Source organism: Sphaerisporangium corydalis (assembly GCF_025506355.1).
Lineage (GTDB): Bacteria > Actinomycetota > Actinomycetes > Streptosporangiales > Streptosporangiaceae > Sphaerisporangium > Sphaerisporangium corydalis.
In genome coordinates, this window is sequence record NZ_JANZYP010000004.1 from 201,195 (window position 1) to 214,083 (window position 12,889).

General features: G+C 72.4%; 9 protein-coding genes. 6 read left to right on the forward strand and 3 right to left on the reverse strand.

Annotated elements, in window-relative coordinates:
* Window positions 1-73: 73 nt before the first annotated feature.
* Complete coding sequence (locus NYZ98_RS05000) at window positions 74-1,006, reverse strand: MerR family transcriptional regulator (protein WP_262841277.1); 933 nt, start codon at window positions 1,004-1,006, stop codon at window positions 74-76.
* Window positions 1,007-1,280: 274 nt separating this feature from the next.
* On the opposite strand from NYZ98_RS05000, the gene NYZ98_RS05005 reads away from it, so the two are divergent.
* On the forward strand, window positions 1,281-4,928 hold the full coding sequence (locus NYZ98_RS05005) for a CARDB domain-containing protein (protein ID WP_262841278.1): 3,648 nt from the start codon (window positions 1,281-1,283) through the stop codon (window positions 4,926-4,928).
* 549 nt (window positions 4,929-5,477) lie between these two features.
* Window positions 5,478-6,227: an AfsR/SARP family transcriptional regulator gene (locus NYZ98_RS05010; RefSeq protein WP_262841279.1), complete on the forward strand. Its 750-nt coding sequence runs from the start codon at window positions 5,478-5,480 to the stop codon at window positions 6,225-6,227.
* Window positions 6,228-6,288: 61 nt separating this feature from the next.
* Here NYZ98_RS05010 and NYZ98_RS05015 read toward each other — a convergent pair whose 3' ends face one another.
* Window positions 6,289-6,540, reverse strand: coding sequence for a phosphopantetheine-binding protein (locus NYZ98_RS05015; protein ID WP_262841280.1), 252 nt, complete (start codon window positions 6,538-6,540; stop codon window positions 6,289-6,291).
* A 69-nt stretch (window positions 6,541-6,609) separates the two neighbouring features.
* Here NYZ98_RS05015 and NYZ98_RS05020 point away from each other — a divergent pair, with 69 nt between their 5' ends.
* Window positions 6,610-8,307: a class I adenylate-forming enzyme family protein gene (locus tag NYZ98_RS05020; RefSeq protein WP_262841281.1), complete on the forward strand. Its 1,698-nt coding sequence runs from the start codon at window positions 6,610-6,612 to the stop codon at window positions 8,305-8,307.
* Here NYZ98_RS05020 and NYZ98_RS05025 read toward each other — a convergent pair.
* A complete protein-coding gene (locus NYZ98_RS05025; RefSeq protein WP_262841282.1) occupies window positions 8,304-9,854 on the reverse strand; it encodes a galactose mutarotase in 1,551 nt (516 codons plus the stop codon). The two genes, NYZ98_RS05020 and NYZ98_RS05025, sit on opposite strands and share 4 nt — an antisense overlap.
* Before the next feature lie 128 nt (window positions 9,855-9,982).
* Here NYZ98_RS05025 and NYZ98_RS05030 point away from each other — a divergent pair, with 128 nt between their 5' ends.
* Genes NYZ98_RS05030 through NYZ98_RS05040 form a run of 3 tightly spaced genes read left to right on the forward strand, consistent with a single transcriptional unit; the run spans window position 9,983 to window position 12,872 of the window.
* Window positions 9,983-11,011 (forward strand): TIGR03560 family F420-dependent LLM class oxidoreductase, encoded by a 1,029-nt coding sequence (locus NYZ98_RS05030; protein WP_262841283.1) that lies wholly within the window; start codon window positions 9,983-9,985, stop codon window positions 11,009-11,011.
* Window positions 11,012-11,025: 14 nt separating this feature from the next.
* Window positions 11,026-11,823, forward strand: coding sequence for a BtpA/SgcQ family protein (locus tag NYZ98_RS05035; RefSeq protein WP_262841284.1), 798 nt, complete (start codon window positions 11,026-11,028; stop codon window positions 11,821-11,823).
* An 8-nt stretch (window positions 11,824-11,831) separates the two neighbouring features.
* A complete protein-coding gene (locus NYZ98_RS05040) occupies window positions 11,832-12,872 on the forward strand; it encodes an SIS domain-containing protein (RefSeq protein WP_262841285.1) in 1,041 nt (346 codons plus the stop codon).
* Window positions 12,873-12,889: the final 17 nt, after the last annotated feature.

Genomic DNA, 12,889 nt, shown 5'->3' on the forward strand with positions numbered 1-12,889 from the left:
GCCGCACTTCCGGACGCGGACCACCGAAGGACGCGGACCACCGAAGGACCCGGACCGCCACCGGCCGCCCGGGCTACGCGCGGGCGCGCAGGGCCTGGGCGAACCAGTCGAGCACCGGGGCCACGGTCTCGGGGGCGGGCCAGCCGTTGACGACCGCGAGCAGCCGCAGGTACCGCTCCCTGCGCGGGTCGTTCGCGGTCTCCAGCAGCGTCAGCAGCCGGCTCCGCAGATCCTCGTCGTCGGCGCGGCCGGACACGCGCGCGTACTGGGCCGTGACGGCCGCGACCACCGGATCGGCCTGCGGCGACGCCGGGCCGGCACCGGCGGCCAGCGCCGGTCCCGCGTGGTCACGGACGATCGCGGTGGCGTCGCGGCCCGGGCCCGTGGCGCCGCCCTGGGCGCGGTCGGCCGCGAGGTATCCGGCCATGCGCCGCACGACGGCCCGGAAGCCGGGGTCCTGGGACAGCTCCGCCAGCTCGACCCAGGCCTCGACCTGCTCGGCGGCCGGGTCGCCTGGCAGCTCGGGGGTCATCGAGCGCATGATCCCCGCGAATCCGGGTTCGCCGTGCAGCCCTTCGAAGGCGGTGCCGAGGAACTCGCCGATCAGGCGGCGTCGTTCGTCCTCGGAGAGCGTGGCCAGCTTGTGCATGAGATCCATCTCCTCTTGGGTGGACCCGCGCTCGGCCACCGCCACCAGCACCGCGCGCCGCAGGCGCAACGTCCTGATCTGCACCGCCAGTGCCTCGGCGTGCGCCGCGGCGACCTCGGGGAGCGAGATCTCCCGGTCCGCGACCCTGCGGATCGTGGGCAGGTCCAGCCCCAGTTCGCGCAGCGTCCGTACGAGGTCCAGGCGCGCGACGGCGTCGATGCCGTAGAGGCGGTAGCCGGCCGGGCTTCGGAGGGCCGGCGGCACGATCCCCCGGTCGGAGTAGAACCGGATGGCCTTGACCGTGAGCCCGGTCCGCCTGGCCAGTTCGCCGATCGAGTAGAGCGCGTCGCCGTCCATGTCCTCACCCTCACGTCTCCCCTTGAAGGAGACTCAAGCCCGCCCGCCCCCTTGGGCGAAAGGGGCGTTTCCAGCCGTTGACGCGACCGTAGCGCGTATGTAACATTTGGCCAACACTGTGCAAGATTCTTGCAATCAGATGTTCTTTTTCTCGCTGTTCCTCGCAACTTCAGGGATGCACTGCGTCCGTGCACCTACCCCCCATCCGTGTGCGGCGAAGGCGAACGCCTTGCGGCCCCGACCCTGTCGTGCCTGACGAGAGAGAAGAACGCGAATGAGAAAACCACACAGACCGGTACGGCTGGTGGCGGCCATCGTCGCCGCCGGCCTGTTCGTCATGGGGGCGGTCGTCCCCGCCTCCGCCGCGGGCGGACCCAACCTGTCCCTCGGAAAGTCGACCCTGGCCAGCAGTTCCACGGGCGGGCAGGTGGTCGCGGCCGTCAACGACGGCGACCAGAGCACGTACTGGGAGAGCACCAACAACGTCTTCCCGCAGTGGGCCCGTGTCGACCTCGGCACCGCCACCAGCGTCGACCAGATCGTCCTGAAGCTGCCCCCGCCGTCCGTCTGGCAGACCCGCACCCAGACGCTCTCCGTCCAGGGCAGCGCCGACGGCTCGAACTTCACCACGGTCGTGCCCTCGGCCGGCTACACGTTCAACCCCGCGACCGGTAACAAGGTCACGATCAACTTCACCGCCGCGGCGTACCGGTACTGGCGTGCCAACATCACCGCCAACACCGGCTGGCCCGCGGGGCAGATCTCCGAGTTCGAGATCTACGGCGCCGGCGGCGGCGAGAACCAGAACCCGACGGCTCCCGGCAACCTCGCCTACACCCAGCCCTCGGGCACCCAGATCAGGCTGACCTGGACCGCCTCGACCGACGACGTGGGCGTCACCGGCTACGACGTCTACGCCAACGACCAGCTCCGGGGCAGCGTCGCCGGCAACGTGCTGACCTACACCGACACCCAGCAGGCGTCGGCGACCGTGACGTACTACGTGCGGGCCAAGGACGCGGCGGGCAACCAGTCGGCCCCCAGCAACTCGGTGACCCGCACCGGCAGCGGCACCGGCGATCCCGGGACGAACCTGGCGATCGGCAAGGAGATCGTCGAGTCCGGCCACGTGTTCACGTTCGCCGCGGCCAACGCCAACGACAACAACCTGGCCACCTACTGGGAGGCCAACTCCGGGGCGTTCCCGAACACGCTGACCGTCAAGCTCGGCGCCAACGCCACCGTGAACTCGGTCATCGTCAAGCTCAACCCGGACGCCTCCTGGGGCACCCGCCAGCAGAACATCCAGGTCCTGGGCCGCGAGCAGAGCGCCACGACGTACACCAACCTGGTGTCGGCGGCCACCTACACCTTCAACCCGGCCTCCGGCGGCAACTCGGTCAAGATCGACTTCGCGGCGACCGTCGCCGACGTCCAGCTGAAGTTCGCGAGCAACAGCGGCGCGCCCGGCGGCCAGGTCGCCGAGTTCCAGGTCATGGGCTTCCCCGCGCCGAACCCCGACCTCACGGTCACCGGCGTGACGTGGACCCCGGCCTCGCCGAACGAGACCAGCGCGATCACCCTGTCGGCCACCGTCAGGAACTCCGGCAACCTGGCCTCCCCCGCCGACAGCGTCAACCTCAACCTCGGCGGCGCGCTGGTCGGGACCGTCGCGGTCCCCGCGCTGGCCGTCAACGGGACCGCCACGGTGACGCAGAACATCGGCACCCGCGGCGAGGGCTCGTACGCGGTCAGCGCCAGAGTGGACGCCGACAACACCGTCTTCGAGCAGAACGAGAACAACAACCTGTTCACCGCGGCGGCGCCACTGGTGGTCGCCCAGGCCCCCGGCCCCGACCTGCAGGTCCTCGGCGTCACCACCAGCCCGACGAACCCGGCGGTCGGCGCGGCCGTCACGTTCACCGTGTCGGTGAAGAACCGGGGCACCACCGCGACGGGCGCCACCACGGTCACCCGGGTCGCGGTGGGCGGCACCACGCTGAACACCAACACCCCGTCGATCGCCGCCGGCGCGACCACCAACGTGGCCATCGGCGGGAGCTGGACCGCCACCAGCGGCGGCGCCACCATCACCGCCACCGCCGACGCGACCGGCGTGGTCACCGAGACCAACGAGACCAACAACACGTTCTCGCAGGCCATCGTGGTCGGGCGCGGAGCGGCGGTCCCGTGGGTCGAGTACGAGGCCGAGACCGCCCGCTACCAGGGCACCCTTCTGGAGGCCGACCCGCTGCGCACCTTCGGGCACACCAACTTCGCCACCGAGTCCTCGGGCCGCAAGTCGGTGCGGCTGAACAGCACGGGACAGTTCGTCGAGTTCACCTCGACCAACCAGACCAACTCGATCGTGGTGCGCAACTCCATCCCGGACGCGCCGGGCGGTGGCGGCATCGACGCCACCATCAGCCTGTACATCAACGACACCTTCGCCCAGAAGCTGACGCTGTCGTCGCGGCACAGTTGGCTGTACGGGAACACCGACGGCCCCGAGGCGCTCACGAACAACCCGCAGACCGACGCACGGCGGCTGTTCGACGAGTCCCACGCGCTGCTGGCGTCGTCCTACCCGGCCGGCACGAGGTTCAAGTTGCAGCGCGACGCCACCGACACCGCGTCCTTCTACATCATCGACATGATCGACCTGGAGCAGGTGGCGCCGGCCGCGAGCCAGCCGGCCGGCTGCACCTCTATCACCACCTACGGCGCGGTGGCCAACGACGGCCTCGACGACACGGCCGCCATCCAGCGTGCGGTGACCGACGACCAGAACGGCGTCATCAGCTGCGTGTGGATCCCGGCCGGGCAGTGGCGGCAGGAGCAGAAGATCCTCACCGACGACCCGCTGAACCGGGGCCAGTGGAACCAGGTGGGCATCAGCAACGTCACGATCCGCGGCGCGGGCATGTGGCACTCCCAGCTCTACACCCTGACCGAGCCGCAGAACGTGGTGGGCGGCATCAACCACCCGCACGAGGGCAACTTCGGCTTCGACATCGACAGCAACACCCAGATCTCCGACATCGCCATCTTCGGCTCGGGCCGGATCCGCGGCGGTGACGGCAACGCCGAGGGCGGCGTGGGCCTGAACGGCCGGTTCGGCCTCAACACCAAGATCACCAACGTGTGGATCGAGCACGCCAACGTGGGCGTCTGGGTCGGCCGCGACTACGACAACATCCCCGCCCTGTGGGGTCCCGGCGACGGGCTGCAGTTCTCCGGCATGCGCATCCGCGACACCTACGCCGACGGCATCAACTTCACCAACGGCACGCGCAACTCGCGGGTGTTCAACTCCTCGTTCCGCACCACCGGGGACGACGCGCTGGCGGTCTGGGCGAGCAAGTACGTCAAGGACACGTCGGTGGACGTCGGGCACGACAACCACTTCGTCAACAACACCATCCAGCTCCCCTGGCGGGCGAACGGCATCGCCATCTACGGCGGCTACGGCAACACCATCGAGAACAACCTGATCTACGACACGATGAACTACCCCGCCATCATGCTGGCCACCGACCACGACCCGCTGCCCTTCTCCGGGCAGACCCTGATCGCCAACAACGCGATCTACCGGGGCGGCGGCGTCTTCTGGGGCGAGGCCCAGAAGTTCGGAGCCATCACGATCTTCCCGGCGAGCCAGGACATCACCGGGGTCACCATCAGGGACACCGACATCTACGACTCGACCTACGACGGCATCCAGTTCAAGAACGGCGGCGGCAACGTGCCGGGCGTCGTGATCACCAACGTGAAGATCGACAAGTCCAACAACGGCGCCGGAATCCTGGCCATGAGCGGTGCCAGGGGCAGCGCGACGCTGACCAACGTCACCATCACCAACTCGGCCACCGGCAACATCGTCAGGGAGCCGGGCACCCAGTTCGTGATCAACGGCGGCTGATCCCCACGTGATCACCGGCGGCTGACCCCGCTCTCCTGCCGGTCCCGTGCGCCCACCGGCGCCCGGGACCGGACACCCACCGGCCAGGTGGCGCGCTCCCCCATCCGGGGAGCCCGTCCCTGGCCGGTCGGGTTATATGTGCCGAAGTGCATGGACGCGGCCCGCCCGCGGCCGGATGCTCGGCCAGGGGGACGCGACGGGGCTGACCGCCTCCACAGCGAGCCCGAGGGGCCGGGCGGCGATGGCACAGGATGGCACGCCGCTCAGGTGGGGACCGCTCGCGACGGACGCGGTCATCCGCGTCTCCCACGCTCGGTCACCGACACGAACGGGGAGACAGGAATGGTCAAGCACAGATGGGGAGGGACGGATGCCCAGGCATCGGTCGTCGAAGCCGCTCGTCCAGGGCCGGGTCCCGCACGCGGCCACTCGGCGGGGCCCGGCAGGCTACAGACGGGCGGCCAGAGCGCGTCGCACGGTGCGACGGGGCCCGGCGGCCTCCCGTCCGCTCACGACGTCTGCGGGTGCGGCGCCGACGGGGGCACCGGCGTGAGCACGCGGCTCCGGCTGAACCTGGTCGGGACGTTCACCGTGAGCCAGGACGGCCGGACCTGGCCGGCCACCAAGGTGGGCAGCCGCAAGGCGCGCAGGATCCTGGCGCTGCTCGCGGTGGAACGGGGCCGGCTGGTGTCGCTCCACCGCGTCGTCGAGGCCCTGTGGGACCAGGCGCCGCCACGGCGGTCGGCCGAGAACGTGGCGACGCTGGTCAGCAGGCTGCGCACGACGCTCGACCCCGAGGTGATAGCGGGCGGGCGCACCGGCTACCGGCTCGGGCCGGCGGTGGGGGTCGACGTGTACCAGGCCGGGGACCTGGTCACCCGCGCGGAGAGGATGCTGAGCGGGCACCAGCCGGTCTCCGCGGCCTCCGCCGCCCGCCGGGCCGTGGACCTGCTGACCACGGCGGAGGTGCTGGAGGACGAACCGGACGCGTTGTGGGCCGAGCCCGCGCGCAGGCTCCAGGGCGACCTGCTCCGCCGGGCCCGGCACGCCGCCGCCGAGGCGGCGCTGCGGACCGGTGACCTGACGTCGGCCCAGGCGGCGGGCGAGGCGGCCCTGCGGACCGACCCGCTGGACGAGATCGCCTGCCGGCTGGTCATGCGCGCCCACACCAAGGCCGGCGACACGGCGCGGGCGCTGGCCGTCTACCAGCGGCTGCGCGAGGCGCTCGCCGAGGAGCTCGGCGTGGATCCCGCGCGGGCCACCCGGGACCTGCACATGGAGATCCTCCTGATCCCATGAGCGCACGAGAACCGGACGCCGGGCGCGGCCCGCGACGAGGAAGGTCGCGGTCCACTCCCGGTCACAGGCGGGCCAGCAGTTCCCGCACCGAGGACGCGATGGTGCGGACGCTGCGGAACGTGTCCGCCGAGATCATCTCGGCGGGGAACTCGACGGCGAAACGCCGCTCGAATTCATCGATGAATTCCACCATCTGGAGTGAGGTCACTCCGGCCTTTCCGAGGTCCGCGTCGATATCCCCGAGGGGTGCGGTGTCATTTCGCTCGATGCGGTCGTTCACGACATTGAGAATTTCCCGGGTGACCTCGTCCATGAAATCGAGCCTAATACACGCGGGGCGCGCCCATCCAGGCGGAACGGGCGCCGGAATTTCGGAGGGTGAATGGTGAACAGGGCCTGCGGGGTGCACGATTATCCGGGTGCGCCCGCCTCTCGGCGCACCGTGCTGGCCTGTCTCGACGACCAGGTCCGCGTCCGGGGCGACGACCCCTATCTCACCGCGTCGGCGGGCGAGGGCGGTGAGACGGCGACGCTCTCCTTCCGCCGCCTCGACGCGCTGAGCCGGGGGCTGGCGCACTGGTTGCGGCACGAGCCGCGCACCCGCACCGGCGAGGTCGTCGGGCTCATCCCGAAGAACGACGCCGCCTCGGTCGTCGCCCTGTTCGGGGCGCTGCGCGCGGGCTGCGCGATCCTGTTCCTCAGCCCGCACGAGCCGGAGGCGCGCCTGCGCGCCCAGGCCGGCACGCTGGGCGTCCGCACGGTGCTCCGGCCGCCCTCGGTCCCGGCCGGCGTCTACCCCGACGCGATCCCCGTCCCCGACCTCCTGAGAACCGTCGACCATCCCCCGGACGACACCCGCATCCGGCTCGCCGGGCCGGACGGCTCGGACGGCTCGGACGGCTCGGACGGCTCGGACGGGCCGGACGGGCCGGACGGGCCGGACGCCGGGCTCCGTGGATCCGCGGACGGCGAGGCCGGGCCGTCCGGCGCGGACGACGCGTTCTTCTTCGGCACCTCCGGCTCGACCGCGGCGTCCAAGCTGGTCGCCCAGTCGCACCTCAACGCCGTCACGAACGCGGAGGCCGTCGTGCGCCACCACGGGCTGCGGCCCGGCCACCGGATACTCGGGTGCCTGCCCGTCCACCACGTCAACGGCGTGCACTTCACGCTGCTCGCGACCCTGGTCGCCGGCGCGCACGCCCTCCTGGCCCCGGGGTTCGACCCGTTCTCCTACCCCCGGCTGCTGACGGAGTTCCGGCCCCGGGTGGCCAGCGTGGTGCCGAGCATCCTGGAGGCGCTCACGCGCACGTGGCGCCGGCCGTCGCCGCCCGCGTCGTTCGCGTACTTCCTTTCGGCCGCCGCCCCGCTGTCGGCCGACACCGCCCGCGCGGTCGCCGGGAAGCTGAACACCCGGATCGTGCAGGGCTACGGCCTCTCCGAGACGACGAACTTCTCCACGACCATGCCGCCGGACCTGCCTGAAGAGCAGCACCACCGGTTCACGACGGGCGCGGACATCCCCTCGGTCGGCGTGGCGCTGCCGGGCAACGAGGTGGCCGTGCTGGACGAGCGCGGGCGACGGGTGCCCGAGGGCGTACGGGGCGAGATCTGCATGCGCGGCCGCACCGTCATGACCCGGTACGCGGGCAACCCGGCCGCCACCGCGGAGGCGTTCGCCGGCGGGTGGTTCCACTCCCAGGACCTGGGCTTCGAGATCCGCGACGAGGCGGGACGCGTCTTCTTCGTCATCACCGGGCGGACCAAGAACATCGCCAAGGTGGGCGGCGAGTCGGTGTCCCTCGACGAGATGGAACGGGTCCTGCGGGCGGTGCCGGGCGTCCAGGACGCCGCGTGCGTGGCCGTCCCGCACCGGCTGCTCGGCGAGGAGATCATCGCGGCCGTGGTGTACGCGCCGGGCGCGCCCGAGGCCGACCCGCGCCCGTACCTGCTCGCCGTCTTCGCGCCGGCCGCGCTGCCGTCCCGCTTCGTCCGGCTGGCCGCCATCCCGCGCACCCCGACGGGGAAGATCCGCCGCCCCGACCTCGCCGAACGGCTCCGCACCGGGGACGCAGGGGGCTAGGCGGGCGCGGGGCCGGGGCGCAGGGGTTTGCGCAGGTGGACGTAGCGCCTGCCGGTGCCGTCGGAGTGGACGGGGCCGTGCTGCTCGAAGCCCAGGTGGGCCAGCAGCGCCCGGGTGCCGGTGAGGTCGGGGTTGGCCTCGGCGTGCAGGGCGTCCGCCCCCAGGCCCCTGGCCAGCTCGATCGCCTTGCGCACACACTGGACGCCCACCAGCGACCCCTGCTCGAGCAGCTCGGGCTTGACCGCGAGGCGGCTGAGGTACATGAGCCTGCCCCCCTCCGGCAGGTCGAGGCCTGCGGGGTCGAAGGGCGGCCGGTCGGTGAGCGTGAACATGGCGACCGCCTCGGTGCCCCGCCTGAGCAGGTGCACGGCGCCGGACCGCACCCGGGACTCGGTCGTCTCGATCACGCGGGCCGGCACCGGCGTGCCGGTCCGCTCGGCCTGGTAGGCGTCGCAGGCGACCAGCAGGTCGTGCAGCTCCCTGGGGTCGGTGCCGACCTCCCAGGTGTCCACGGCGGGCGTAGAACCGGTCATGTCCGTCCCCGTTCCCCTCGCTCCCGGGCGCCCCGGCCGCGCCGTGCGGAATTCGTGCGTGGTGCGATGACCGTAAGTCTGCCCGGGATCCAGGCGCGCCGAGGGGAAGTCCTGGCGGTTGGGGGCGTCCGGCCAGGCCCCGGTCTCCAGGCAGATCCCGGCCCTCGGCCACCGGAAGTGGTCGGCCGAGTAGACGCCCATCCCCGGCTGGTCGGTGACGACCCGCATGGCGCGTCCGCTGGCCTCGTGCGTGAGGTCGGCCGCCCACCCCGGGTCACCGAGCGCGTAGAAGTGGTCGAGCCGGTCGTCTCCGACGGGCCGCGCCGTCCTGCGGTCCAGCGCGGTGCCGGTGACGTCGCGGGGCGGGCCCGGGAGGGGGATCAGCTCCGGGTCGAACCCGACGACCCGCGCCGAGTTGACCGCCAGCAGGTGCCCGTCCACGGTGCCGCCCGTGCCGGACAGGTTCCAGAACGCGTGGTTGGTCAGCCCGGCGAACGTGCTCGCCGTCGTGGTGGCCGAGTAACCGAAGGTGAGGCGGCCGTGCCGGTCGACCTCGTAGCGGGCCTCGGCCGTGAGCGCGCCCGGGTAGCCCTGGTCGCCGTCCGGGCTGTCCAGCCGGAGCCGCAGGACGAGCCGGTCGCCGGTCGTCTCGGCCTCGGCGTCCCACACGAAGCGGTCGAACCCCAGCGGGCCGCCGTGGACGTGGTGCCGCCCGTCGTTGCGGTCCAGCTCGTGGACGACGCCGTCGAGCGTGAAGGTCCCGTTCGCGACGCACCGGCAGTAGCGGCCGACGGTGGACCCGACGTAGGCGTTGACGGCCGGGTCCTCGTAGGCGGCGAGATCGGGGAGCCGGACGACGACGTTGGCGGCGTGCCCGGCACGGTCGGGGACCAGCACTTCGACCAGGGTGGCGCCGTAGGTCCACACGGTGATCGCCAGGCCGTGCCCGGTGTCCAGGGTGTAGGCGTGGACCGGTGCCGGGCCCGCGCCGGCGTGCCCTCGTGTCGTGCCCACCGTCGCGCGCGAAATCCTCACCTGGCACCCCCCCCCCCGCCCGATCGGCGTGCTCCGAATGTTCATGATATTTCGTTCGCCGCACCTTCACATGCGACAAAATTGGAGAGAAGGCGAAACCGTCGGGGGTGGGCGTGATCAGGTTCGGGCTGCACTCGGGCCAGCAGTACCGCACCTTCGACGAGGCCCTGCTCCTGTGGCGGCGCGCCGAGGAGCTGGGGTACGACTGGGTGTCGGTCTTCGACCACTACCGACCCCCGCTGGGCGGCCCCAATGGCGTCTGCTTCGACGGGCCGACGCTCCTGTCCGCGCTGGCGGCGCACACGAGCAGGGTCCGGTGCGCGATCCTGGTCTCCTCGGTCACCTGGCGCCATCCGGCGGTCGCGGCCGCCATCGCCGCCACCCTCGACCACGTCTCCGGCGGGCGGCTGGAGTTCGGGCTCGGCGCCGGCGGCCCCGACCTGGGCTACCAGCAGTACGGCATCCCCTTTCCCGAGCCGCGTGTCAGGCTGGAGATGCTGGAGGAGTACTGCCAGGTCGTGCGCGGGCTGTGGAGCCGGGAGCGCACGACCTTCCACGGCCGGCACTACGACCTGGTGGACGCCCGCCTCTCCCCCAAGCCGCTGCAGGCCCGGCTGCCGCTGGTCATCGGCGGCGGTGGCGAGAAGCGCACCCTGCGCGTCGTGGCCCGCCACGCCGACGTCTGGAACACCCTCGCCGGCGACCCCGGGGAGTACCGGCGCAAGCGGGAGGTGCTGGCCCGGCACTGCGCCGAGGCCGGGCGGGATCCGGGCGAGATCCGAGGGTCGATCACCTTCAGGGCCGTGCTCGCGGCCGACGAGGCGCGGGTGGGGCTGCGCCGGGCCGAGCGGCTCGCGATGCTGCCCGCCGGCTCGCCGGACCTGGCGGAGTACGTGACCTTCGGCACCCCGGAGGAGTGCGTGCGCGACCTGCTCCCCTACGTCCGGCTCGGCGCACGCGACCTGCTGCTCGGGGTGCGCCCGCCCGTCGACTGGGAGACGGTCGAACTGTTCGCCGAACGGGTCGTCCCCGCCCTGCGCGCGGCGTCCGCGCCGACCGAATCTTCCGCACCGCCCACATCGACCGAACCGACCGCGCCGCCCGGACCGACCGCAGCGTCCGCGTCGTCCGCATGAGGAAGGGGTGAGGTATGGCGAACGGCAAGCTCGTGCTCGGCATGGTGCATCTGCGTCCCCTGCCCGGCACGCCGTTCCACGAGCACGGCGACCTCGACCGGACGCTGGCGGTCGCGGTCGAGTCCGCCCGCGCCCTGCACCAGGGAGGCGCGGACGGGTGCCTGGTGCAGACCGTCGAACGCGTCTACGGCGTCGCCGACGAGTCCGACCCGGCCAGGACGGCCGCCATGGCGCTGATCGTGCGCGAGATCACGCGGGCGACCGGCGACGGCTTCCAGGTAGGGGTGCAGCTCATGCGCAACGCGATCAAGGCGTCGCTGGCCGTCGCCTCGGTCGCCGGGGGGACGTTCGTCCGCGCGGGCGCGCTGGTGGGCAGGACGCTCACCGAGCACGGCATGGTCGTGGCCGATCCGCTGGGCGTGGCCGAGTACCGCAACAAGATCGGCGCCCAGGGGGTGCGGGTCTTCGCGGACATCGACTCCGGGCATTTCACCTGGTACGGCCCGCCCAGGTCCACCGGCGAGGTGGCCTCGGCGGCGGCCAGGGCGGGCGCCGACGCCGTGGTCCTCGGCCGCCCCGACGAGACCCGGACCCTGGAGATGATCGCCTCGGTACGCGCGGCGCGACCTGACCTGCCGATCATCCTCGCCGGCCACACCGACCACGGCAACGCGGCCCGGCTCCTGAAGGCGGCGGACGGGGCCTTCGTCGGCACATGCCTGGAACGCGACGGCTGGGGCGGAAGCATCGACCCCGACCTGGTCCGGTCATACGTGGACATAGTCCGCAACCTCGAACCGGAGAACGGGTGAGCCCCGGCATGTTGCTGCGAGAGGCGGCGGCGCTCGCCGAGGATCTGCGTGAGCGGGTGCCCGTGTTCGCCGGGCGGGCCGCCGGTCTGCTGTCCGCCTCCGAGTGGTCCGCGGTCCGGCAGGTGTACCTGGTCGGCGACGGCGACTCCTACCACGCGGCGTGCGCGGCCGAGATGGCGTTCGAGACGATCGGCGGCGTCACCTGCCGGCCGATGAGCGCGTTCCGGTTCGCCGAGTACGGCTCCGGGTGGATGCGGGACCCCGGCGGGACCCTGGTCGTGGCGGCCACCGCCTCGGGCCGCACGCCCGCGGTGCTGGACGCCCTGCGGCGGGCCCGGGAGCACGGCGCGCCGACCGTCGCGATCACCGGCACGGCCGGTTCCCCCGTGACCGAGGTGGCCGACCGGGTGCTCGCCGTGGAACTGCCGGACAAGGAACCGGGCCCGGGGGTCCGCAGCTACCAGGCGACCCTCCTGGGCATGCTGCTGCTCGCACTCCGACTGGGCGACGCCGGCACACTACTCGGCGAACTCACCGCCCTCGCGGACGTCGTGACCGCCACCGACAGAGCACTGACCGCCCACACGGACGTCGCCGGGTGGGTGGCGGCGGCTCCGGTGATGGTCGTCGCCGGTAGCGGTCCGAACCATGGCACCGCCCAGTACGCGGCGGCGAAGCTGGTCGAGGGTGCCGGGGTCATGGCGATGGGTCAGGACCTGGAGGAATGGTGCCATGTCGAGCGGTGGGCCTACCCCCTCGACATGCCGGTCTTCGTCATCGCGGTGCCCGGCCGCTCCCACGCGCGGGCGGTCGCCATGGCCGCCCGGGCGCGCGAGCTCGGCAGAAGGGTCGTCGCCGTCGCCCACGCCGGGGACGGCGCCATCGCGCCGCACGCCCACGCGCTGCTCCCGGTCGCCCGCCCAGAGACGGGCGACGTGCGCGAGGCCTTCTCCCCGCTGGTCTGCCACGTCTTCGCCGCCCACCTCGCCGCGCACGTCGCGACGACCCTGGGCCGCCTCCCCTTCCACGCCGACCGCGCGGTCACGTGAGGCAGCGGCCCCGGGGT

What these genes read in the sequence shown, in the direction of transcription:
- NYZ98_RS05035 (WP_262841284.1), top strand. Translation starts at nt 11,026, where the DNA reads ATGGCGAACGGCAAGCTCGTGCTCGGCATGGTGCATCTGCGTCCCCTG.
- NYZ98_RS05040 (WP_262841285.1), top strand. Translation starts at nt 11,832, where the DNA reads ATGTTGCTGCGAGAGGCGGCGGCGCTCGCCGAGGATCTGCGTGAGCGG.
- NYZ98_RS05020 (WP_262841281.1), top strand. Translation starts at nt 6,610, where the DNA reads ATGGTGAACAGGGCCTGCGGGGTGCACGATTATCCGGGTGCGCCCGCC.
- NYZ98_RS05000 (WP_262841277.1), bottom strand. Translation starts at nt 1,006, where the DNA reads ATGGACGGCGACGCGCTCTACTCGATCGGCGAACTGGCCAGGCGGACC.
- NYZ98_RS05015 (WP_262841280.1), bottom strand. Translation starts at nt 6,540, where the DNA reads ATGGACGAGGTCACCCGGGAAATTCTCAATGTCGTGAACGACCGCATC.
- NYZ98_RS05005 (WP_262841278.1), top strand. Translation starts at nt 1,281, where the DNA reads ATGAGAAAACCACACAGACCGGTACGGCTGGTGGCGGCCATCGTCGCC.